The sequence below is a fragment of the Tunturiibacter psychrotolerans genome (assembly GCF_051013365.1).
GTDB classification, from domain to species: Bacteria; Acidobacteriota; Terriglobia; order Terriglobales; family Acidobacteriaceae; genus Edaphobacter; species Edaphobacter psychrotolerans_A.
Genome location: NZ_CP132941.1, coordinates 3,505,218 through 3,528,693, shown reverse-complemented (window position 1 = coordinate 3,528,693; position 23,476 = coordinate 3,505,218). Strand labels below are relative to the sequence as shown.

The following is a 23,476-nucleotide window of genomic DNA, read 5'->3' as shown; positions in this document are numbered from 1 at the left end:
AACTACTTTACCGCTATCGCGTACGGGATTGGTACTGGAGTCTGTCAGTTGATACTCTTTGCGCTGAGGATAAGGGACAGGGATGACCGTTCGGATCTTGATTGTGGATGATGATGAGTTAAGCCGGGAGGTTCTTACGCTGTTGGCAGATGACGCCGGGTACGAAGTGGATGCAGCGGACTCGGGCCACGCGGCGCTGGCGTGTGTGCAGCGAGTGCGCCCGGGGGTGGTGTTGACTGATATACAGATGCCGGGGGTTTCGGGGGATGAACTCGCTTTGCAGCTGCGCGGTCTGTGTGGGGCTGGGACTTTGCTGTTGGCAATGAGTGGAAGCGAACTGGAGGAGGGCGTGGGGCGGGAGTTCGATGGGTTTCTGCTGAAGCCGTTTACGATGGAGACACTGACAGCGGCGATTGATGGTGGTTTAATTCGAGTGGTAGATGGACCGGCTGCCGCGGACGGTGTGGTGCTGGATGAGGGTGTGTACGCGAAGCTCGCGGGATCGATGAGGGGATCGCAGCTGCAAGAGTTGTATGCACTTTGCCGTAAGGATGCGGAGGCAAGGGTCGAAAGGATGCGGCTTGCGGCATCCGGGGGCGACGATGCCACGTATAGGAAGGAGGCCCATGCTCTCAAAGGCGGATGCGGCATGGTGGGAGCTGTTGAGCTGCAAAGACTTGCAACGTCAATGGAGGAGCGGGGTTTGCGTGATGACGATGTAGCTACGTTGGAGGAATTCGTGGTAGCGTCGGAACGGCTGCGGCGTATTCTGGTCGCACGCAAGAACAACTAAAGTCGGATCAACGAGTTGTCGGGAGATAATGCACGATGAAGGAATCGATAAAGAAATCTGACGATGCAGTTGTCGCAGCGACACCGATCCGTATCGTTGTTGCCGATGATCATCCAGTAGTGCGCTTCGGCGTGAAGAACATGCTGGAGAATGAAGTTGGCTTCGAGGTAGTAGGCGAGGCGGAAGATGGCGATGTAGCAATTACGCAAACGCTCGAGCTGGAGCCGGATATTCTGCTGCTCGATCTGCAGATGCCGCGCCTGCCTGGGCTCGAAGCGTTGCGCGCGATTATGAGCAAGTCGCCGCGCGTGAAGATCATCATGCTGACGAGCACGATTTCGACGCAGCAGATTATCGAAGCGCTACAGATCGGGGCTCGCGGGATTGTGCTGAAAGATGCTGTTGCGGGCGATCTTTCTCGCTCGCTGCGGGCGGTGCTTTCTGGTGACTACTGGATCGGCGGAGAGCGCGTTGCGAACCTTGTGGCGGCGCTGAACGAGCTGATGAAGAAGGCCGCGGCTGTGCCGGAGCGGAAGACTTATGGTTTGACGCCCAGGGAACTGGAGGTTGTGACCTGCATCGTGGAAGGCTGCAGCAATAAGGATGTGGCGAAGCAGTTCACGATCAGCGAAGAGACGGTAAAGCGGCATCTTTCGAATATCTTCGACAAGACCGGCGTCTCTACGCGGTTGGAGCTGGCCTTGTTTGCGATTGCTCATAAGCTTGTGGTGCTGGATAACTAGCACTGAGACTGGCTGGTCGCGAGGCTTCAGTAAAATGAAGGAATGAGCGACGGTGCAGATTCGAAGATCGTAGATTTGCTGGTAATTGGCGCGGGGCCGACGGGTATGGCTTGCGCGATTGAGGCGCAGCGAGCCGGTTTTACAGCGATGATGGTCGATAAAGGCTGCCTGTGTAACTCGCTGTTTCATTACCCGGCGCATATGACCTTCTTTACGACGCCGGAGCTGCTGGAGATCGGGGACATGCCCTTCTCCAGCCCGAACCAGAAGCCCAATCGCAGCGAAGCTCTTGAGTACTATCGCAAAGTCGCCGAGTTCTACCGGCTGGACGTTCGGCAGTATGAGAATGTCGAGCGGGTGGATGGTCGGGATGAGAACTTTACGGTTCATACGGTGGATCAGTTTGGACGAGCGATTCAACATCGTGCGCGGAAGCTGGTGATCGCAACCGGGTACTACGATTTGCCGAATTATCTTGGGATTCCGGGTGAAGATCTCAGCAAGGTGAAGCACTACTATCATGAGCCACATCCTTACTATGGTCTTGATGTGGTGATCATCGGAGGCAAGAACTCCGCGGCGATCGCTGCGCTTGATTTGTGGCGGCATGGTGCGAAGGTGACCCTGGTGCATCGGGGCAAGGAGATCTCAAAGAGCGTAAAGTACTGGATTTTGCCCGATATCAATAACCGGATCAAAAACGGTGAGGTGGACGCCTATTTTGATAGCGCCGTGACCAACATCACAGAAGATGACGTGACGATCGCCACTCGAAGAGGGAAGATAACGATCCCAAATCATTTTGTGTTCGCGCTGACGGGATATCATCCGGACTTCGATTTCATCGAACGGCTTGGAGTGAAGCTGGACAAGACGAATGACCGCTGCCCGGTGTGCAATCCCGCAACTCTCGAGAGTAATGTTCCGGGCATCTACGCGGCTGGGGTGATTGTGGCTGGAGAGCGGACGAGCGAAATCTTTATTGAAAATGGCCGGTTCCACGGGAAGTTGATCGCGGCAGATCTGCGGCGCAAGTTGGAAGCGGTAGCGTAAGGTATCTCGTGAGTTAGCCGATGACGCGGCGGAGAAATCCTCTGATCCCCAGCGTCGTTAGGAGGCATAGCGAGACCAGAAGCATGCCGACGATGATGTATGGGTTCATATGGGGTAGCGTTGGAGTGAGCGATGCGCGGAGGCCTTCGCTCATGTAGACGATGGGGTTGATAAGAACGCCGACCTGGAGCCAGCGGATGTGAGTCAGCGCGGCCCAGGGATAGTAGACACAGCCGAGGAACGTGATTGGGATGACGACTACGCCGAAGATGAGGCCGATCTGCTGCGGTTTGACGCTGGTGCCGATGGTGAGGCCGAGCGCACCGGCAGTGAGGCTGGCAAGGGCGACAATGAGGATGAGAAACGGCCAGCTGCTGACGTGAGTTGTTGGGTGGGTGGCCGGAACGTAGTAGGCCAGCGGGTAGACGATGCAGGCGGCGATGACGCTTTGCACGGCTGAGAAACAGATTTTTTCGATGGCTACGAACGGTACGGGCAACGGGCACATCACGCGGTCGTCGATCTCGCGGGTGATGCCGAACTCCTGCGCGAGAGGGAGGGCGACGGCAGCGATGCCAGAGAACATGATGGCGACGGCCATGAGGCCGGGAAGAAGAACGGTCGAAAAGGCGTTGCCGGCCATGGCTGCGGTGGGGTTCATTGCGGCGCCGGCGTTCATGTGCGGGATGACGTAGGTGAAGACAAAGAGAAAGAGCAGAGGATTCATGCAGACGCGAATGACGAAGGGGAAGAGTTCGCGGCGAAGAACGTGCAGATCTCGACGGAAGAGGCCGACGAAGGCGCGTGCGTATTGCGTCAGCTTCGAACTTTGAGCAGCTCGGATCGTCGGACGGTTCAGTGGCGTGCTGGTATTTGCGGCTTCTGCCAGTTGAGTCATAGATCTCTCTCGATTTCTCGATGCAGCCTTGAGCTATTCGCGGAGGTCGCGGCCGGTGAGACGGATGAAGACGGTCTCGAGGCTGGTTTCTGTGATGGTGAGGTCGCGGAGGCCGTAGGGGTCCGCTTCGCGGACGACGTCGGAGAGAAGGCCTTCGGTGCCGTGTGCGAGGACGCGAACGCCTTTGGCGGTGGGCTCTGCGCTGGCTACTCCGGCGAGTTGCTGAAGCTGTTGAACGAGGGTTGGGATATTGTCGTGGCTGCGTAGGTAGAGTTCATAGACCTTTTGCGCACCGACGGAACCCTTGAGCGCGGTCGGGGTGTCCTGGACGAGGATCTTGCCGTGATCGATGATGGCGACGCGGTCGCAGAGTTCGTCGGCCTCCTCCATGTAGTGGGTGGTGAGGACGACGGTGATCCCCTCTTCACGCAGATTACGAACGGCGTCCCACATGGCGATGCGGCTTTGCGGATCGAGGCCGGCGCTGGGCTCGTCTAAGAAGAGAACTTTGGGGTGGTGAGCGATGGCGCGAGCGATCTGGACGCGTTGAGCGAGACCGCCGGAGAGCTGAGCCGGGTAGGCGCCGGCGCGTTCTGTGAGGTGGAACTGAGCGAGGAGTTGGTTGGTGCGGTCGTCTGCCTCGGCACGGGAGAAACCGAAGTAGAGGCAGTGGAAGTTGATGTTTTCGAAGATGGTACAGGCTCGGTCGAGGGTGTTGTACTGCGGCACGACCCCGATGAAGCGACGGGCTACTGCGGGGGTTTGGACGACGTCGATTCCTGCGATGCGGACGCGGCCCGAGGTGGGCAGAGCGCGGGTGGTGCAGATGCTGATGGTGGTGGTTTTTCCGGCGCCGTTGGGGCCGAGAAGGCCGAAGAGTTCGCCCTCGCGGACGCTGAGATCGATGCCGTCGACGGCGACGACTCGCTGCTTGCCTTCGTAGATTTTCTGGAGGCCTTGGATCTCGACTATCACTGAGTTTCACTCCTGCGGCGCTTCTGCGATTATATGCAACGTGATGGCGCGATCCGGATCGTGCGGAGCTGACTATTTCGCATCGTCAATATGTTGCACTCAGAAATTGCCCTCCCCCTACTGTTGCGTCGTGATGCGGATGACGATTTTGCCGAAGTGAGAGGCGGATTCCATGTGTGCGAAGGCCTCGGCGGATTGGTTGAAATCGAAGACTTTGTCGACCACCGGATGCAGACGTGACTTTGCGATGGCTGCATTCATTTGTTCGAACATCGTGCGGGAGCCGACGTAGATGCCCTGCACGCGCAGTTGCTTGTGCAGGATGGGGGTAAGAGCGAGTGGGTCTGTGGTGGAACCGCCCGAGAGGATGCCTATCTGCGCGATGGTTCCACCGACGCGGGCTGCTCGTAGGGACTGTCCGAAGGTGCCGGCGCCGCCGACTTCAATGATGCGGTCTGCCCCTTTATTTGCAGTAGTCTCGGAAACCCATTTGGACCAGTCGGGGCGCTGTTTGTAGTTGCACCCTTCGTCGAGACCGAGAGAGCGGGCGCGGGATAATTTTTCTTCGCTGGAGGAGGTGCCGAGAATGCGGGCTCCGAGAAGCTTGCCGAATTGCAGCGCGAAGATGGAGACTCCGCCAGTGCCCTGAATGAGGATTGTTGCGTCAGGCTCAATTGGATTGGCGGGGTCTCCGGCGTGATGAAGTGCGTTCCACGCGGTGACGCCGGCGCAGGGCAGAGTCGAGGCTTCTTCATAGGACAAGTGTTCAGGAAAGCCAACGACTCCCTGTTCGTGAAGGAGAGCATATTCGGCGAGCATCCCGTCCACATCTCCGCCAAGTGCGTCCTTAGATTTTTCCGCGGTGGGAGGGCCGTCGAGCCAGCGCTGCATGAAGATGCCGCAGACTCGATCGCCGACTTTGACTCGAGTGACGCCTTCGCCGATGGCGACAACCTCTCCCGCTCCATCGGAACAGGGAATGCGGGGGAGGGCCATCTTCGGGTTATAGAGGCCTTTTACGACCATCAGGTCGCGGTAGTTAAGAGCGACAGCGTGAACTTTGATCAGGACGGTGCCGGGTGCTGTTTGCGGCGTCGGTAGATCGATTTGGCGGAGGTGGTCGATGCCGAATTGCTGGACGGGGTATGCGCGCATGGTTCCTCTGATGCATTTGTATGCTGATTGATTCGGAAGATACGGCAGGCTAGAGCGGCGAAACTATTTATATATTGATATATGACGGCGTAGAATGAACGTTATGTCGCGAGGATGGGAGAGTAAATCCGTGGAAGAACAGCAAAATCAGGCTGCCGCTCCGAAGCCTGTCACCGCAAATGATAATGCCGAGGTGGCAGAACGTAAACGAAAGCGACAGGCGCTGGAACTGCAACGGGAACGAATTCTTTCGGAGCGGACCTCAAGCCCGCACCGACGATCCGCTCTTACGGTTGCGCTTGCCGATATCGAAGAGAAGCTCTCTGAACTTGGTTGGTCAATCCACATGTAGAGTTTCGACTCCCGTGAGGAGTGGGTAAGCTGGTTCAGGAGCGACTGCGCGTGACATTGAGCGGCTTATTTGATTGTGGACATTTGGGGCTGGCAAAAAGAAGGGCCGCTACGAGCGGCCCTTCCTGGTTTGCGAGAAACAGGTTTACTGAGGAGTTGCCGGAGCTGGCGTGGCATCAGGGCTGCTTTGTTCTACTCCGATGGCGTCTCCCGAGACGACAAGGTTGACCCGGCGGTTTTGGGATCGGCCTTGTGCGGTCGCGTTGTCCGCTACAGGTTTGGCCTTGCCGTAACCAGTGGCGGTGATGTTATCCGGCTGTACTCCCTGTGTGACCAGAAAGTCGCGAACGGCGTCGGCGCGATTTTCAGAGAGCTTCTGGTTGTATGCATCGCTACCGACGCTGTCGGTATAACCCTCGACCTGGACCTTTAGACCGGGATAGGCTTGCAGGATGCCGGAGACCTTCGCCAGACTGATCTGCGTGTTGGGCTTGAGGGTGTAACGTCCTGTATCGAAGAGGACGTCGGACATGTTGACGATGAGGCCGCGGGCCGATTCGCTGGTGGCAAGGACGCTATTGAGTTGAGAACGCAGTTTCTCACGAACGGCGTTTGCGTCTGTTGCGCTCTTGTTGGCGGCGGCAGCGCGGGCCTGCGCTTCGGCAGCGGCGGCCTCGGCACGGGCACGGTCGGCGTCGGCTTCTGCCTGGGCGGCGCGGGCGCGTTCAGCCTCAAGTTGAGACTGCTGAGCTTGTAGCTGCGACTGCTGGGCCGCCGCCTCGGCGTCACGCTTGGCGTTGTCGGCGTTCAGCTGACGTTCGGCGGCCTGCTTGCGCAGAGTGACGAGACGGGCGTCTTCAGCACGCTGCACGGCCTGACGGGCGAAGGTTATCTCCAGCCTTCGATCGGCTTTTTTGTTCTGATCGATATCGGTGGCGTTGCGAAGATCCTGCTTGGCTTCAGCCATGATGTCAGGGGCATATTTGTCGGCCCCGGCCTCCTGTGCGATGCGGATGGCGTTGTTGGCCTGATAGAGCTCGAGCGGAGACTTTTCATTCCGGGTGATGGGATTGAGGTTCGAGGTAGAGCCTTCGGTCTGAGCGTAGGAGCCACGTGCCAGCAGAGAATAATGTGCGTTCACTTTTTCCAGGACGCCTGTGGTCTTGTCGTTGATGATCACGTTTTGCAGTACTACGACATCGCTTGGCTGGGTCACGGAGAAGTAGGGTTCTGCCGTGACGATCATTCCGAAAGACTGCAGGGCGGTTGTGACTTCGATGTTGTTCTTGTTGTTTGAGGGGAGAACCTCGCCCAGGTTGTTCGGGCGGCCGTCCGGAGTAATTGCCCAGAGGACGTAAGTTAGGTACTCGGGGCCGAAACCGTTGGCCGGAGTAAGGCCCTGGAATCGAGCTTCAATATGGATTCCGCCGCGTTCGCTTGTAACCTTCGCCTCGCCTTTGGCAAGCGGAAGAAGGGCTGTGCCCTTGAACGCGATATTGGTCGAACCGCTGCGGTGCAGGTAGTTAACAGCGTCGAGGTCGCGCTGGACTACCTTCACGCGATAAAGATAGATTCCATTGTCCCCTTTTTTGATCTCGTTTGAGTCCTGAGCGGGAGCCGTCTGGGCGGTGGGGTTTGGCTCCTGTGCGTGCAACGCCACCGATGTCGATCCACAAAGCCCGGCAAAAACCATTAGGGCAGTAAACAAGTTCTTGTTGCGATACATTCACGATCTCCTTGCCGTACACGAGCTTATGCGCAGGCGCGCGGAACTTTCCTCACGCTTGGCGGTTATATCATGCGATGCGGAGGACGGGGCAAAGGGTGTCCAGAGGGCTACTGCTTGAGATGGCGCTCCTTATATCTTGATGAACGATAAGATATTGAAAAAAATAGGCTTGCCGGGATGAGCGAAGAAAACGGGCCACCCTCATTGAATGTGGGTCGCCCGTCTTCTGAAGCAAGTTATTTTATGCGCTGTGCTGATGCTGCGGCGTGGTGCGATGCACGAAATGGTACGGGGGCCAGGGGCCAGAGAGCTGCATCCGGCAGTCTTTGAGCTCCAGCGTGGCGGAGGTGTACTTGTTCTGATAGCGCTCCACGGTCTTGTTGTCGATGAGGTGGGCGATGTCGAGAAGCATCTTGCCGGTATCCATTCGTTTGCAGGTGATCTCTTCAGCAAGCGGCAGGAACATGCGGTGCATCTGGATGGAGAGCGCGCGGGCCTTGGACTGACGCTCGCGTTGACGGCTGGCGCTCTCGCGCAGGCTGGTCAGATACTGCTGACCAACTGTCATATCGCGGGCTGAGTTGCCGGGGCAGATGTCGTCGACCAGAACTTTGAGATGCATTTCAGCTTTGCCGCGGAGACGCTCGACATTGGCTTGGAAGTGACGCTGATTGGAGCGAACGGAGCGGCGCAGGGCGTCGTCATCCTGAAAAGTCGTGCCAAAACGGAAGGGCAGAACGGTGGAAAGCTTGAAACAATCTGCGACAACGCGGGCGTGATCTTTGGCGGCCTGCTGGTCGAGCCGGGCGGTGTCTTCGGGGCTGTGTTCGGAGACGATGACCGCCAAGTCACTGGCAGGAAAGAGAAAAGTTTGATTACCGAAGAGCCCCGAGACGTTGGTCAGGGGCATCGGGCGGCGGTGGCGGCAAAGTTCTGGAAATGCTTGTCTCTCTGCGACGCAATACGCGTACCATGCCATAATTTATATCCTTCCGAGCGCGCTGAGGGGTCTAACTGCCCCATCAGGAAGTTGGTTATGTAACTCAAACCGATACGAAAATTTTGAGGGAACTCTTCATTTCAATAGGTTTCTTGGCCCTGAGAAGCGTGCGATTTACCGCAAACTCCGCCGAACCGAAACGGATAGTAAGCCTATTGGAGTACGATTGGCAACACTTTCTTCGCGGGAGAGATGCACTATTTTCTGTGCGGAGACTTCTCGCAATTTTTCACTTCGCCAGCTCCTACGAGAGGTCATACCAATTGGGCTGATCCGAAGGGACATAGATCGAGAAGCTTACAGTCCGCGATCTACTCTTCAGCTGAAGTTTTTTCGAGGCTGGACAGAACCGGCGTGGGGTTCGCCAGGAAGGCGGATCGGACGAAGTGATTGGTCTCGGAGCAGAATGTCGGTCTGGAAATGCCGACCGGACGCAACGCTTTTCAATGACACGAACAACCGGTTGCAATATTTACCTCGGAAGTTCCTCGACTTCCCCACGGGCTAGGCTATTTTTAACGGATGAGCCCAAACTACGAAATTCCCCCTGGCAGCAGGCGCGGTAAGTGGCACAGTCTGTTTGTCTTGAGCCTCATCACAGGCACCCTGTTTCACGTGGCACCGCAGGTATGGGCCCAGAGCCCTGCGGCCCAACCGAGTCCCGATGTCATTGTGTTTACCAATGGCGATCAGTTGACGGGAACCCTGGAGCGGGCGACTGGCAACTCTTTTGTATTTAAGAGCGATATAGTCGGCGAAATCACCGTAACCGCGGACAAGATCAAAGAGCTGCATACAGCCGGTAAGTTCGTGGCTTTGAAGAACGGGGAAGAGGTCACCCGTACCTCCAAGAAGCCAGCAACAATCAGCTATCAGGACAGTGTGATCTCCCTGTCGGATGATACTTCCTCCAGCACCGTCGAAACGGTTCCGGTGAAGGATCTGTCCGTTTTGATCGACGATGCGACTTACACCAAAGAGGTGACCGGAAACCCGGGAATCTTCCAAGACTGGACCGGAGGAGTGACCGGGGGAGTGACGTTGGTTGAAGGGACCAACTATGGAGAGACGTTCACTGCGGCGCTGAACCTGATACGGCTGGTCCCATCCGTCGCGTTTCTGCCGCCGCGGACCCGCGACACCGTCGACGTGCTGGAGACATATGGGAAGTTGACGCAGCCAGTAATTCCTCAGACGACGCCACCGACGCCTGACTCAGTAGCAAAGACCAATATCTTCCATGCAGATGCTGAGCACGATAAGTACTTCACGCCACGGCTCTATGGGTTGGTGGGGTTATCGTTTGATCACAACTTCGCACAAGGCCTGAATCTGCAGCAGATCTATGGCGCTGGTATTGGCTATACCGTGATCAAGACGCCGGTTCAGGAGTTTGACGTCAAGGCGGACGTTCATTATGAACGACAGAACTTCGTGCCGCCTAATACAAGCAACGATCTGATCGGATCGAGCTTTACCGAGCTCTATCATCGGACTTTGCCGCGGAAGATCCTATTCACGGAAAGCGGCACGTTCATACCGGCGTGGAATGATCTCAGCATCTATTCCGCTATCTTCGATGCTGGATTGGTGCTGCCCACCTACAAGCGATTCAGCCTCAATCTCGACCTGCAGGATAACTACTTGAGTAATCCTGCATTTGGATATAAGAACAACAGCTTCCAGTTCGTGACGGGTGTGACTTACACGCTGAAGTAGCGCGGCCTCATGAGAAACGGTCTCGGTGCGAGATGCCGAGACCGTTCCGTGAATAGGCGTTACGGAGTCGGCGAGTCGAGGATCTGGGTGACCGGACCCGGTAGTTCTTTATCGGCATTCTTGAGGAGCAGGCTGACCTGCCACATCTGCGTGTCGGAGAGTACGTGCTTGTAAGACGGCATGCCGGAAAGACGGATGCCGTTGGCCACCTTCCAATACGTCTCTCCGGGTTCGTCATCGCTGACGCCGACGACGTCGCTCTTCCCGTGCTTCTTCCAAAGCTGCGGCGCGGTGGGGAACATCGTCTTGGCGAACGCTACGTCGCGGCCGGGAGTGCCGTGACAGCTGGCACATTGAGCCCGATAGATGTGTGCTCCCGATTCGAAGACATCTTCGCTGATACCGAATGGAGCGGCTTTGGACTCGCGCTCGATGCGTGCGTCAAGAGGCAGCCGAACGATCTGCTTTTCGAAGGGGAGCGGTGCATCGGCCACGGCGACCGGCAGCGGGCCGAACTTGAGATAGGCAAAGAGCCCGAGCGCAACGGCGACAATTCCTAGCAGAAAACCGAGAAAGACCTTGCCAAAACCACCACCGCTGCTGCTTTTTTTCGCCATCTTGAGGAAACTCCTTCGGGGTGAGGGCCGCTTTGAGGCGCGGCGGATGTTCTAATAAGGGGATGGCCGCAGTTGGGTTTCCAGCCAGCAGGTCTTAAGTTCCACAATAGCAAAGCCAAGCTTGTGCAGGAGTAATCGTTGATGTTCGGTTTCAGGTCGAGTGTAAAGAAGGTGGCAGGATTGTTGCTGGCAGGATTGATGGCCAGCGGAGCGGTTGCTGTACAGGCACAGGTAACGCATAGAACGCGGCGGGAGTCGAGCGCCAATCGCAAGGCTCGCATAGCGAGGACGACTGCGGAGACTTACGACCATCGATATGAGGTCGCAGGCGGCGGCGGCTACATGCGATTCAAGTCCGGCTCATTGCTGCAGAGGAATAATGAGGTCACGTTTTGGATGACGGGAACCTACTTCCTCAATCCGAAGCTGGGCATTATCGGCGAAGTTCGCGGCGCGTATGGGAATGCGAAGATCGCGAATAACCTTGGCTCGCCCGTTACCCTTCCCTTCAATCCGCAGATCTCGCAGTATCCATTTCTGGGCGGAGTGGCGTACCGGGTGTACGCGAAAGAGAAGATTGCGGTGACCGTGACTGGCGAGGGCGGAGCAGCGCTGGGCAAGTTTGACGGTGACGCCAAGGGCTTTCAGTCAAAGGATATCGGAGTGTGGCAGGACGCAACCAAGCCCGCGTTCGCCCTGGGCGCCAACTTTGACTACAACTTCTATCCGAATATCGCGTTCCGGGTTTCTCCAACATACTTGGCGACATTCTTCCGGCTCGATCCGTTGGATCTGACGCATGGGCCGCAGAGCACGATCCAGAACAACTTTGGCGTCAATGTCGGCGTTGTGTATCGGTTCGGAAAGATCAAGTAAGAGGCGGCTGATTTTGAAACGGGTGCGGCGAGAGATCTCGCTGCACCCATTTTGTTTTGGGCTGACTTGATCTTGGGTCGTGGATTCACGTAGACCTTGGGGCCAGAGATGCTGGGGCGCAAGTAAAATGCTGTAGCGGAATCATCGTGGAGGCAGTTTGTAATGGCAACGATCAAGCAGGACGACTTTATCCGGAGTGTGGCGGATGCGCTGCAGTACATCAGCTTTTATCACCCGGTGGACTACATTACGAACCTGGCGCGGGCGTATGAGATGGAAGAGAGCCACGCCGCTAAGGATGCGATGGCGCAGATTCTGATCAACTCGCGCATGTGCGCCGAGGGTCATCGGCCAATCTGCCAGGACACGGGGATTGTTACGGCGTTTGTGAAGGTGGGGATGGATGTCCGCTGGGAGCCTGGCATTGGCGGCATGATGACGATGCAGGAGATGGTCGATGAAGGCGTGCGCGAAGCTTGGAGGAATGCTGACAACGTGTTGCGGCCGAGCATCCTTGAAGACCCGGCGTTTACGCGGAGAAATACTGGCGACAATACCCCGGCGATGGTGGTGGTGGAGTTGGTCGAAGGCGGGGATGTTGACGTAACGGTAGCGTCTAAGGGCGGAGGCTCGGAGGCGAAGAGCAAATTCGCGATGCTCAATCCGTCCGACTCGATTGTGGACTGGGTGCTGAAGACGGTGCCGACGATGGGTGCGGGTTGGTGCCCCCCAGGGATGCTCGGGATCGGAATTGGAGGGACTGCGGAGAAAGCGATGGTGATGGCGAAAGAGTCGCTGATGGATCCGATTGACATGCAGGAGTTGATCGCCCGGGGAGCAAAGACGAAGATCGAAGAGCTGAGGATTGAGCTGTATCACAAGGTCAATCGGTTGGGAATCGGCGCGCAGGGGCTGGGCGGCCTGACGACTGTGCTGGATGTGAAGATCATGGATTTTCCAACGCACGCGGCGAACCTGCCGGTCGCGATGATTCCAAACTGCGCGGCGACACGGCATCTCCACTTCAAGCTAGATGGAAGCGGGCCGGTGATGGTAGATCCGCCGAAGCTGGATGCTTGGCCGAAACTCGAATATGACGTACACACGGCGCGGCGAGTTGATCTGAACACTGTGACGCATGAGGACGTGAAGACGTGGAAGCCGGGCGAGGTGATTCTGCTCTCGGGCAAGCTGTTGACGGGGCGCGATGCTGCGCACAAGCGAATGACCGACATGCTAACGCGTGGCGAAAAGCTGCCCGTCGACTTCAAAAACCGATTTATCTACTACGTTGGGCCTGTCGAAGCAGTGCGTGACGAAGCCGTTGGGCCTGCTGGGCCGACGACGGCGACGCGCATGGACAAGTTCACACGGCAGATGCTGGCTGAGACCGGTTTGCTGGGCATGATCGGCAAAGCAGAGCGCGGACCTGCTGGAATCGACGCTATTCGCGAGTTCGAAGCCGTGTACCTGATTGCAATCGGCGGCGCGGCGTATCTGGTCTCGAAGGCGATCAAAAGCTCGAAGGTGCTGGCGTTCGCGGACCTCGGCATGGAAGCGATCTACGAGTTCGAAGTGCAGGATATGCCTGTGACCGTGGCCGTCGATAGCAAGGGAACCAGCGTGCATACGACTGGTCCAGAGGAGTGGTCGCGTAGAATTGCCGGAATTCCGATTCTGCAGTGATCGAATTGAAAGGCCTAATAAATGAGCGTTAGTCTTCGGGCAACTCCCTGCTTCTCTTTATTGGCGATTGCATCTCTGATATGCATGGCTTCACTGGTGAGCGCTCAACAAGCTGGGAAAGCTACCTCACCAGGCTTACAGGACGTTGGCGCTCAAGCAATCCAGGCGATGCTGAAGCAAATTCTTCTTGACCCAACGGTCGTCGTAGAAAAAACAGGCAAGCCCCTGCCGTCCAATGGAGCGTGGTCGGTGGGTAAAAACGCGCCCTCCTCCTGCCCCCAGACGACGAACGCCTGCGTGCGAATCATCTACCAGGTTCCGGAAGATGAAGTTTCCTGTAACTGGGTAGTGCAATTGACGGGCGACGGAACTGACGGCATTATTCTGGAGCAGAATAAAGATGCCACGCGCTATTTCCTGCGGAAACTCACTTCCAGTCAGGTTTCCGATATGGTTCTGACGCGAAAGCAGCCTACGTACCCTCCCCTCGCATCGGCCGCGCGTGTAAGTGGGTCAGTTGTTGTACGAGCGGTTGTTTCAAGTTCAGGAGCGGTCGAAAAAGCTCTCATAGTCAGTGGACCTGAGATGTTGCGGAGTAGCTCAATCGATGCGATGCACGGTTGGAGCTTCAAGCCGTTGATGGCTGGTACCGAGCCCGTGCGATTCGGAACAGACGTTACGTTTGACTATCGAACGATGGGTCCAGGATCTTCCAGCAAGGTTACGAGCAAGCCCTGATCGCTTCGAACCTAGAAAACTATCGCCGGATTGCGGCAATTTGTGGGTGCTTCTTGATTGACTGTTTTGCAGCCGTTTCTTTTTCCATGCGGCGCTGGGCAAGAAAGCGGCCGCAGGGTGGGCAGATAAAGTTCAGAAATGGCGCCCAGGCGAACAAGAGCGCGATGATGGCGACGGTGATGATTAGAGCAACGATTTCTTCAGACATGTGACTTCTCCAGGACCTCTCGCAAGAGGCGGCTTAGGGAATAAGAAGGCAGCGCTCCTCGCTCATGAGGAAGCCTGCAAAGCATCACAGTTGACTCGGATAGGTGTTGTTCGTTCGCTGGAGACGATTTCGATCCGAGAACAAGGCCCGGTCGTGCGTCGAGCGGAGAGCGCTCCGACACCAGCAGTATGCCACAGGCCCGAGATCCAGACCACATCAATTTTCGTTCAACTGCAACTCCTCCAGAACTTAGGAGATGCGGGAGGGATGCTCTGCTGGCGGCACCGGTTTGGGCTTACGGCTTAGGACGAAGCTGCGGCGCTTGCGGCGTTTGTCGGAGGCGTGGTCAATCTTCTTCCAGAAACCGATGAAGTAGTCGACCGCAGAGATGATCGAGACAATGGTCATCCAGTAGATGGCCGTGACGGCGATGAAGTGAACGCCGACGATGTACCCGCCCCAGTTCCAGTAGTCCCATCGGTGCGCGAGGATGGCCGCGACGACGGAGACGATCTGAATGACGGTCTTGAGCTTGCCGATCTCGCTGGCTTCGATTGTAAAGCCTTCAGCCGCGGCGATGCTGCGCAGGCCAGAGACCAGGAACTCGCGACCGATGACTAGGACCGCGATCCATGGTGGAACGACGCGGGGGTTATAGGCCACCAGAATAATGTAGGCGGCTGTGACCATGAGCTTGTCGGCCAGGGGGTCGAGAAGCATACCCATTGTGGTGATCTGTTTGCGTCGGCGTGCGAGGTAGCCGTCGAGGCCGTCGGTGATGCTGGCGAGGATGAAGACGATGCTGGCGATGATCTCCTGCTCGCCTCCGCGCAGGCCCATGGCGCCGTGACCACCGGTAAAGGGAAACGCGGGCGAGAGCATCCAGATGAGCAGCGGGACGCATGCGATACGGCTCATCGTGATGGAGTTCGGCAGATTCATCGAGAGGTTACGCGGCTTGCGGTAGAGGCACCGACAATAGCATTCTGCCACAGTAAGACGCGTGAAAGTGGGAAAGGCTCACGCTGGCTGAAGTTGCAGGGCGTGATGCCATGCAGAAACCCAGGCCGATGCTCCCGTCGGCATCTCTTTGTCACGATTCAGGTTGTCCAGCAGGGAGACAGACTTTCTTGAGAGATATCGGCGAGACGGTTGGAAGAGTTAGAGAAGTTCCTGACTCCCCGAGACAGGTCCAACGGCTCACCTAAGGCCGCCTACTTAGGAACGTGAGTTCCCCTGCATAACTCCTTTCCCCTCAGAGCGCCTCTACCTTCGCTCGAAGACGCCGATAGAGAAGACAGTTCGAGCGTGCGACATGCTGATCCGAAGTGTTCTGCCGAAGACAATCACCGTTTGCACTCTGAGCCTGTTGGCCATGGCTGCGATGGCCCAGCAGTTTCAACAGCCTTTGGTGATCTCGACCGGGAGCTGGCCATCCGGAGTTCTGGCAGCGGATTTGAACGGCGACGGCCGGACGGACCTGATCTATACCGACTACGGTGCTACCCCAACCGCATCGACAACTCATGTCTTGCTAAGTAACGGAGACGGAACCTTCGCGGCCGGCCAGTCGATCCCCACAGCGGGGGCGTCGATTGCTGTCGCAGACTTCAATCATGATGGGCATGCGGACCTGGCATGGGTGTGGGGTGCGGTTGGGCTTGGGAAAGCGTATCTTGCGCTGGGAAACGGCGATGGGACATTTGCACCCGCGCAGCAGCTTGGAACCTTCGCGATTTTAGGAACGAATGCACCTCTGTTCCGTTACGTGATGGGCGCGCAGCTGCACGATACGGGATTTATGGATCTGTTGGTGGAGGACGCTGCGAACCCTTCGTTGATCACATTGACGAGCGACGAAAGCGGAACTCTGGTGAGGATCGTCGGAACCGAGCTCCGGAGAGGTGTGGGGCCAATAGCTACTGCCGACTTGAACGGTGATGGTCACATCGACCTGGTCATTCAATCGGTCATAGCCGGGGAAGCAGATGTTTTTCTTGGATCGGCCGATGGACTGCTGAGAGCTGCAGGAGTTTACACGGGGTCGAGCGCGACGCAGAGCATGTTGCTGCATGACGTGGATGACGATGGGCATCCCGACCTTGTGTTGGAGGGCGTCGAAGGACAGATCGAGATCTTTCATGGAAACGCGGATGGAAGTTTTTCGACCCTACCGGAGGGCGGAAGTAGGAGCGCGGGCGCGACGACAGGTTTGGGAGGACATCTGATCGCGGTAACCGGTCCCTCAGGACAACACATCTTTTATACGGCGACTCCGGCAGGCATGAGCGTGTTGCTGGAGAAGAGTGATTTGGGTCTTGCGCTGGGTGGGATTTACAACGCGGGACCCGGGCGAGCGAGCTTTGCGGTTGGTGACTTTAACGGCGATGGCGTTCTCGATGTTGCAGTCGATTCGCCTGAAGGAATCGCGATTCTGCTTGGAGACGCGGATGGAGGTCTTGGAAGCTCACGCGCGTTTGCGGCAGGAAAACCTGCACTGAGCGGAGCTTTGGGAGAGTTCAGTGGTTCGAAGAATCTAGATGCAATCGTGAATGTGGCGGCAACGCAAGCGCTGCTGCTGCACGGGAATGGAGATGGAACGTTCGGTGCTGCTGCCACGCCAACGACTTCGAAAATGAGTGCAGCCCCAGTCCCTCAGATTGTGAATCTTCCGGGAGCGCCTCTTGTCGCGGGTCTTGTGCAGGTCGCATTGGTGACCGAAGATCTCGATGGGGATGGCAATCAGGATGTAATCGCGGCGTATGACAACACTGGCGCGGATCACGCTTATCCTACAGCGGCTGCGTCGAACGCGATTTATATCTGGTACGGCAATAGCGATGGGGGCTTCGACGATCCGGTTGTGACGACGCCGTCGCGAAACTTCTACCAGTTGGCCGTGGCGGATGTGAACGGCGATAGGCGTCCGGATCTGATCATGAGCGACGGATACGTGGTCAGTGTTCAGATTAATCTCGGCGGACGAGTCTTCGACAAAGAAAAGCACTTTCTGGCGGGAATGGGAATCAACTCCATCTCGGTGGGCGATGTAAACAAGGATGGATATGCGGATCTGGTGATTGCCAATGGCGGTACGGTGATCGCGAATACGGCGATCGGCAGCCTAACGACACCGGTGAACGGCGGTGTGACCACTGGTGGGATCACGGTGTTGTTGAACAGAATCAAGACAAAGGCTGTACCGGAGATCCCAACCACGGTACTCTTTACCCTTTCGACACCATCGACGATCTACTTCGGGCAAGTGGTGAGTGGGTCTGCATGGGTCGCCGCGAGTGATGGAAGTACGCCGACTGGAACGATCTCTTTTTTCGACGGCGCGGCGAATATTTGCACTATCGTCGTGACGCAGGCGGCAAGTTGCCCACCAGGTGCGGGTACCGGATTCGCCGTAGGGACACATACGCTGACGGCGGCGTACTCGGGCGATGCGACTCATCTGGGATCGATCTCATCACCTGTGACCGTGACGGTATTGCCGCTCGCGAAAACGACGGATAGATTCAGCATTTCGGTAACTGGTTCTTCGACCACAACAGTGGGCGGAACGGTAAACCTGCAAGTCGCAGTCGCCCCTCAGTGGGGATTCTTGCAGCCGGTGCAGCTGTCGTGCGGAGATCTACCTACAGAGGCGACCTGCACCTTTCAAACACAGACGATTTCGGGCAGCGGCGGGACGACAACGCTGCAACTGAACGTAATGCCTCCGAGATCATGCGCGGTCGCGGATTCTGAATCGACTTCGGCTCGCCTGCCGTTTGCGAGCATGATCCTCGCATCCTTCCTCGTCGTACTCATACCCGGTAACCCAAGACGGGCGATCAAGAGTTTGCTCATTGCGGTAGTTGCGATCCTGGGGATTGCTTCGCTGACGGGATGCACGACCTGCACGGACCTCGGGACGAAGCCTGGAAGTTATACGATTCGAGTCATTGGGACCGAGGCGGGACAGAGTGCGAGCATTGTGACGGCCAAAGTAAGGCTAACAATTAAAGAGTAGCCTCTCTGATCATCGAAGCAGCGATTACTAAAATAAAAAAGGCAGCCTTTTGAGCTGCCTCTTTTCTTGCGGCGGAATTTAGGAGTTAGGCGTAGATACCGCGCTGCTTGGTGGTGTAGGCTACGCGGTCGATTGCGAGCATATAGGCGGCGATGCGATTGTTGACTCCGTGGTTCTGCGCGTAGGTCACGACGTCGGTGAAGCTCTCGGTCATGATGTTGTCGAGGCGCTGGTTGACCTCGGCCTCCGTCCAGAAATATCCCATGCGATCCTGCACCCACTCGAAGTAACTGGTGGTAACGCCGCCAGCGTTGGCGAGAATATCCGGGATGATGAAGACGCGCTTGTCCGCGAGGATCTCGTCGGCGACCGTGGTGGTGGGGCCGTTAGCGCCTTCGCACAAGATCTTGCAGCGAATGCGATCTGCGTTTTTGCTGGTGATGACATTTTCGGTCGCTGCGGGAATGAGAATCTCGCAGTTAAACGTCAGGAGTTCGCGTTTGTCGGCGGCCTCGGCCTCGGTGAAGCCGTTGATGGTGCCGGCGTTCTTGCGGTGCTCGATCAGGGCCGGGATGTCGATTCCGTTTGGGTTGTAGAGTCCGCCGTCATACTCGGCGATGCCGATGATCGTGTAGCCCTTCTGTGCGAGCAGTTTGGCGGAGTTGGAGCCGACGTTGCCGAAGCCTTGAATGATGACGCGGCAGCCATCAATGGACATTCCGAGATGCTTCATCGCTTCGTCGCAGACAACAGAGACGCCACGGCCGGTAGCTTCCTTGCGACCGCGAGAGCCGCCGAGGTTGACAGGCTTACCGGTGACAACGGCATTGACGGTCTGACGCATGTGCATGGAGTAGGTGTCCATGATCCAGGCCATGGTCTGCTCGTCGGTGCCCATGTCCGGTGCGGGAACATCTTTTTCCGGTCCAATGAATTCGATGAGCTCAGCGGTGTAGCGGCGTGTCATGCGCTCGAGTTCACCCTGGGACATCTTTTTGGGGTCGCAGATGACGCCACCTTTGGCGCCTCCGAAGGGGATGTTGACGACGGCGCACTTCCAGGTCATCCAGGAGGCGAGGGCGCGAACTTCGTCGAGAGAGACGTCAGGGGAGTAGCGGATGCCGCCCTTTGCGGGGCCGCGGGCAACCGAGTGCTGAACACGATAGCCGGTGAAGACTTCGATAGAGCCGTCATCCATGCCGACGGGGATGTGAACGATGAGTTCGCGGGAGGGGTACCGAAGGACCTTCCAGATGCCTTGATCGAGGTTGAGTTTTTGTGCGGCAAAGTCGAACCGAGCGGCCTGGGCTTCCCAGGGATTAGTCTCCTGCTCGAGCGTAAGGGTCTGCATTTTTACTGTCCTTTGTTCTGTTGCTGGTATCAGCGATTCTCCGGCCATCATGTGCCTCCGCTAGAAGCAGGATACTGCTTGTGCCAGACCGGTCTGTGGCCAAACTCGAGGAGTATAGGCTCGCCGAACGACGATGTGCAATCGAACCAACGGGGGAGGAGCCGCCATCGTCAAGTGTATTCGGTCGTACATAAAACACGCATAAAGCTGCATTTATGATGGATGTAGCCATGCCTTCCTTTGACTCAAACTCCCTTCCCTCCGCTCGTGAATTTCTGAAATTAAGCCGTAAACACTCGCTGGTGCCCGTTTATCGGACAGTAACGGCAGACCTCGAGACTCCGGTTTCGGCATTTTTGCGTATTGCCTCGGAGGAGCCGGAGGCGTTTCTGCTTGAATCGGTCGAAGGTGGCGAGCATGTCGGTCGTTACACCTTTATCGGCATTCAGCCGTACAAAAAGATGACGGCTCGAGGAACTCACATTACGGTTCGCGAAGGACGGCGGGAGCGAGCCTTCGACGGAGATATCTTTGAAGAACTGAAGCGCGCTCTCAGCGGGCATACTCCGGCGCGACTTCCGGGGCTCCCTCCGTTTACGGCGGGTGCGGTTGGGTTCTTTGCTTACGACGTCGTGCGGCAGATTGAGAAGTTGCCCTCGCTGGCCAAAGATGAACTCGGAGTGCCGGATGCATGCCTGATGTTCTTTGACCAGGTGCTGGCCTTCGATCACGTGAAGAAGGAGATTCACCTGATCGTCACGGCTGACCTGACGCGAGAGTCTCGCGAAGGTGCCTACGAGCGAGCGGTGCGGCGGCTAAACAAGATGGAAAAACGCCTGGCGAATGCGCTGCCAATCCGAAAGAAGAAGCGGCCGGAAGGCAAGCTCAAAATAATGTCGAGAACTCCGAAGGCTACGTTTCTAAAAGCCGTAGAGAAGACGAAGGAGTACATCGCGTCAGGGGACGTGTTTCAGTGCGTCATCTCACAGCGGTTTGATTGTGTCCCTGAAGTCGATGCGTTCGAAATTTATCGGGCACTTCGCATCGTGAACCCTTCGCCCTACATGTATTTTTTGCGCTTTGGGCTAGAGGACAAGACCGCAAAGAAGTCGAGCCTGGCGCATATCGTGGGATCTTCGCCGGAGTTGCTTGTGCGCGTGCACGGGCGCGAGGTGGAGTATCGACCAATCGCGGGGACACGGCCGCGTGGTGCCGATGAGGCGGCGGACCGCGCAATGGAGGCTGATCTGCGCGCGGACGAGAAGGAGGTCGCCGAGCACATCATGCTGGTCGACCTGGGACGAAACGATGTGGGACGCGTGAGCGAGTTTGGATCGGTGAAGGTAAAGGACCTGATGTTCGTGGAACGCTATAGCCACGTCATGCATCTGGTGAGTTCGCTTGAAGGCACCCTCCGTTCGGAGTTGGGGGCGCTGGATGCGTTTCGCGCCTGCTTCCCTGCAGGAACGCTAAGCGGCGCACCGAAGATTCGAGCCATGGAGATCATCGAAGAGCTGGAGCCAGCACGGCGCGGAGTCTACGGCGGCAGCGTTCTCTATGCAGACTTCAGCGGGAATCTGGATTCCTGCATTGCAATTCGAACGCTGTTTATGAACGGCAAGCAAGGGCACTTTCAGGCGGGCGGGGGAATCGTGGCAGATTCGGTGCCGGAGAAAGAGTTTGAGGAATCCGTGAATAAGGCGCGGGCGGTGGTGAGGGCAATTGAGCGGGCGCGGGGAGTTTAGGGGCGATGCCTTTGACCATAGACTTGACCACGTCCATGGACTGACGCGACTCAAGCTTCTGACCACCCGAAGTTCGATTTGATCGAACCTCTCCGGCAAGATCGGGATTGTCTCTAACCTTTTCCTTCCCATCAAACCCTTCAGGCGAGGAAAGTCAGTGACAATTGGGTGGGGCTTTGCACTACGGAGGATTCATGAAGAAGTCGGTCAAGATCGTTCTAGCTACAGCTATAGCACTGCCAATAGTAGTAGCGGCGGCCATCCCCCTCTTCGTGAACGCCAACACGTTTCGTCCTACGATCGAGAAGCGGCTCAGCGCAGCCCTCTCCCGTAAGGTCACCCTGGGCGATCTAAGCCTCTCCCTCACGAAGGGCAGACTGGACGCGAACGATCTCGCCATAGCTGAAGATCCTAAGTTCGGTCAGACTTCGTTCTTCACCGCGAAACGACTGCACATCGGCGTTCAGATGAAGCCGCTGATCTTACACCACGAGCTGCAAATTCGAAGTTTCGAGGTCGATGCTCCCCAAATCCATCTGATCCGCGCTGAGGATGGAACCTGGAACTTCTCCACCCTCAGCCACGGCACAGACTCTCTGAACACTACGCGACCGACCGCTTTGCCAGATCTCCCGGTCGATCAGATCACCATCAAAGACGGCAACGCCAAGGTAGAAACGTTGCCTTTGCAGAAAAATCCCCAGGTCTACGACCATCTAGACGTCATGTTGGAGCACTTCTCATTAACCCAGGCCTTCCCCTTTACGGTGAGTGCCTCGCTGCCCGCCGACGGTAAGGTAGAAGTCTCCGGAACCGTCGGGCCTATCAATCCTCAAGACGCCGCCTTCACCAACTTCGACACACAGATCAAAATTCAGCATCTCGACCCTGTCACCGCCGGTTACGTCGAACAAGCGACCGGGATCTCCATGATCGGTGGTCTCGACGCGCACGTTGTCTCCGACGGCACAAATGTCACCAGCGACGGCAAGGTCCACGCTGAGCGGCTCATCCTCCTCAAGGGAGGCAAGGCCGCCCCATACCCTCTTGATCTCAGCTATCAGGTAGTCCACTCCCTCAAGAGCAACAGCGGCCAGGTCTCCGATCTCGTCTTCCAGACCGGCGCCATTGCAATTCACATCAAGGGCAACTATCAACTCACCGCAAACGTTCCAGTCTTCGACCTCAAGCTGCTCGCTCAAAGTGTCCCCATCGACGACCTGCAAGCCCTCATGCCCGCAGTCGGCGTAAAGCTCCCCAACGGTGCCACCCTCAAGGGCGGAACATTGTCCGCCGACTTCACCATCAAGGGCTCGCCAACAGATAACGTGATCGTTGGCTCCTATGAAATCAAAGATACAAAGTTGGTGGGCTATGACCTGGGCTCCAAGATCGCTGGTATCGCCGCTTTGGGTGGCATCAAAACTGGCGATACCACTGCCATCGATATCTCCCGGGCCAATGTGCGTATCACCAAATCAGGCAGCGAGAGCACGGAGATTTTTTCGGTCCTGCCTGCGCTTGGTGAGTCTACCGGTAGCGGCACGGTGTCACCCTCTGGTCAACTCAACTTCCACTTGATATCAAAGGTTACGAGCGCGAAAGGTCTAAATAAGGTCGGGGTAAATCTCCTCACAAAGCTGAACAGCACATCTGACGCAGCCAAACCTTCGACTGCCACTGGTATCCCCATCAGCATCACTGGTACAGCAGAAGACCCCGTCATCACCGCGGACGTGAACGGCCTGGTGAAGGGCAATGCCGCAACGCTTAAGAAGAAACTCTCGAAACTTTTTGGCAAGAAGCAATAGTTTGCTC

At 56.9% G+C, this 23,476-nt stretch carries 20 protein-coding genes; 11 read left to right on the top strand and 9 right to left on the bottom strand.

What is annotated here, in order from left to right; genetic code table 11:
* The first annotated feature begins 82 nt into the window (after positions 1–82).
* The 3 genes from RBB76_RS14700 to RBB76_RS14690 are packed head-to-tail and all read left to right on the top strand — an operon-like array spanning position 83 to position 2,589.
* Positions 83–793, top strand: coding sequence for an Hpt domain-containing response regulator (locus tag RBB76_RS14700; RefSeq protein WP_429630193.1), 711 nt, complete (start codon positions 83–85; stop codon positions 791–793).
* A gap of 35 nt (positions 794–828) precedes the next feature.
* Positions 829–1,536: a response regulator gene (locus RBB76_RS14695; protein WP_183975687.1), complete on the top strand. Its 708-nt coding sequence runs from the start codon at positions 829–831 to the stop codon at positions 1,534–1,536.
* Between the two features lie 42 nt (positions 1,537–1,578).
* Complete coding sequence (locus RBB76_RS14690; protein ID WP_429630195.1) at positions 1,579–2,589, top strand: YpdA family putative bacillithiol disulfide reductase; 1,011 nt, start codon at positions 1,579–1,581, stop codon at positions 2,587–2,589.
* A 13-nt stretch (positions 2,590–2,602) separates the two neighbouring features.
* Here the strand turns inward: RBB76_RS14690 and RBB76_RS14685 are convergent, their stop codons facing one another.
* The 3 genes from RBB76_RS14685 to RBB76_RS14675 all read right to left on the bottom strand — a co-directional run bounded on the left by RBB76_RS14685 (position 2,603) and on the right by RBB76_RS14675 (position 5,617).
* Entirely contained in the window at positions 2,603–3,487 is an 885-nt protein-coding gene (locus tag RBB76_RS14685; RefSeq protein ID WP_429630197.1) for an ABC transporter permease, read from the bottom strand.
* Positions 3,488–3,520: 33 nt separating this feature from the next.
* Complete coding sequence (locus tag RBB76_RS14680; protein WP_429630199.1) at positions 3,521–4,462, bottom strand: ABC transporter ATP-binding protein; 942 nt, start codon at positions 4,460–4,462, stop codon at positions 3,521–3,523.
* Between the two features lie 117 nt (positions 4,463–4,579).
* Positions 4,580–5,617 (bottom strand): zinc-dependent alcohol dehydrogenase family protein, encoded by a 1,038-nt coding sequence (locus tag RBB76_RS14675; RefSeq protein WP_429630201.1) that lies wholly within the window; start codon positions 5,615–5,617, stop codon positions 4,580–4,582.
* A 130-nt stretch (positions 5,618–5,747) separates the two neighbouring features.
* On the opposite strand from RBB76_RS14675, the gene RBB76_RS14670 reads away from it, so the two are divergent.
* Entirely contained in the window at positions 5,748–5,969 is a 222-nt protein-coding gene (locus RBB76_RS14670; RefSeq protein ID WP_183976537.1) for a hypothetical protein, read from the top strand.
* Positions 5,970–6,113: 144 nt separating this feature from the next.
* On the opposite strand, the gene RBB76_RS14665 is transcribed toward RBB76_RS14670, so the two are convergent.
* Positions 6,114–7,694 carry an OmpA family protein gene (locus RBB76_RS14665; protein ID WP_429630203.1) on the bottom strand — a complete coding sequence of 527 codons (1,581 nt, stop codon included), beginning with the start codon at positions 7,692–7,694 and terminating at the stop codon, positions 6,114–6,116.
* 244 nt (positions 7,695–7,938) lie between these two features.
* Positions 7,939–8,676 carry a GvpL/GvpF family gas vesicle protein gene (locus tag RBB76_RS14660; protein WP_353066096.1) on the bottom strand — a complete coding sequence of 246 codons (738 nt, stop codon included), beginning with the start codon at positions 8,674–8,676 and terminating at the stop codon, positions 7,939–7,941.
* Between the two features lie 543 nt (positions 8,677–9,219).
* Between RBB76_RS14660 and RBB76_RS14655 the strand changes: the two genes are divergently transcribed.
* A complete protein-coding gene (locus RBB76_RS14655) occupies positions 9,220–10,416 on the top strand; it encodes a DUF481 domain-containing protein (RefSeq protein ID WP_429630205.1) in 1,197 nt (398 codons plus the stop codon).
* A gap of 59 nt (positions 10,417–10,475) precedes the next feature.
* Here the strand turns inward: RBB76_RS14655 and RBB76_RS14650 are convergent, their stop codons facing one another.
* On the bottom strand, positions 10,476–11,033 hold the full coding sequence (locus tag RBB76_RS14650) for a c-type cytochrome (RefSeq protein ID WP_429630207.1): 558 nt from the start codon (positions 11,031–11,033) through the stop codon (positions 10,476–10,478).
* A gap of 141 nt (positions 11,034–11,174) precedes the next feature.
* On the opposite strand from RBB76_RS14650, the gene RBB76_RS14645 reads away from it, so the two are divergent.
* The 3 genes from RBB76_RS14645 (at position 11,175) to RBB76_RS14635 (ending at position 14,333) form a co-directional block, all read left to right on the top strand.
* Complete coding sequence (locus tag RBB76_RS14645; protein WP_353066090.1) at positions 11,175–11,909, top strand: outer membrane protein; 735 nt, start codon at positions 11,175–11,177, stop codon at positions 11,907–11,909.
* 162 nt (positions 11,910–12,071) lie between these two features.
* Positions 12,072–13,595 (top strand): fumarate hydratase, encoded by a 1,524-nt coding sequence (locus RBB76_RS14640; protein ID WP_429630209.1) that lies wholly within the window; start codon positions 12,072–12,074, stop codon positions 13,593–13,595.
* Positions 13,596–13,679: 84 nt separating this feature from the next.
* Complete coding sequence (locus RBB76_RS14635) at positions 13,680–14,333, top strand: TonB family protein (protein WP_429630211.1); 654 nt, start codon at positions 13,680–13,682, stop codon at positions 14,331–14,333.
* A 19-nt stretch (positions 14,334–14,352) separates the two neighbouring features.
* On the opposite strand, the gene RBB76_RS14630 is transcribed toward RBB76_RS14635, so the two are convergent.
* On the bottom strand, positions 14,353–14,541 hold the full coding sequence (locus RBB76_RS14630) for a hypothetical protein (protein ID WP_429630212.1): 189 nt from the start codon (positions 14,539–14,541) through the stop codon (positions 14,353–14,355).
* Positions 14,542–14,790: 249 nt separating this feature from the next.
* Entirely contained in the window at positions 14,791–15,483 is a 693-nt protein-coding gene (pgsA, locus tag RBB76_RS14625; protein WP_429630214.1) for a CDP-diacylglycerol--glycerol-3-phosphate 3-phosphatidyltransferase, read from the bottom strand.
* 373 nt (positions 15,484–15,856) lie between these two features.
* Here pgsA and RBB76_RS14620 point away from each other — a divergent pair, with 373 nt between their 5' ends.
* Positions 15,857–18,562, top strand: coding sequence for an FG-GAP-like repeat-containing protein (locus tag RBB76_RS14620; protein WP_429630216.1), 2,706 nt, complete (start codon positions 15,857–15,859; stop codon positions 18,560–18,562).
* An 85-nt stretch (positions 18,563–18,647) separates the two neighbouring features.
* Here the strand turns inward: RBB76_RS14620 and RBB76_RS14615 are convergent, their stop codons facing one another.
* Positions 18,648–19,913, bottom strand: coding sequence for a Glu/Leu/Phe/Val family dehydrogenase (locus RBB76_RS14615; RefSeq protein WP_429630218.1), 1,266 nt, complete (start codon positions 19,911–19,913; stop codon positions 18,648–18,650).
* 230 nt (positions 19,914–20,143) lie between these two features.
* Here RBB76_RS14615 and trpE point away from each other — a divergent pair, with 230 nt between their 5' ends.
* Both trpE and RBB76_RS14605 read left to right on the top strand, forming a co-directional pair.
* Positions 20,144–21,658, top strand: coding sequence for an anthranilate synthase component I (gene trpE / locus RBB76_RS14610; protein ID WP_429630220.1), 1,515 nt, complete (start codon positions 20,144–20,146; stop codon positions 21,656–21,658).
* Between the two features lie 194 nt (positions 21,659–21,852).
* Positions 21,853–23,469, top strand: a complete 1,617-nt coding sequence (locus tag RBB76_RS14605; RefSeq protein ID WP_429630222.1) for an AsmA family protein — start codon at positions 21,853–21,855, stop codon at positions 23,467–23,469.
* The last annotated feature ends 7 nt before the right edge of the window (positions 23,470–23,476 follow it).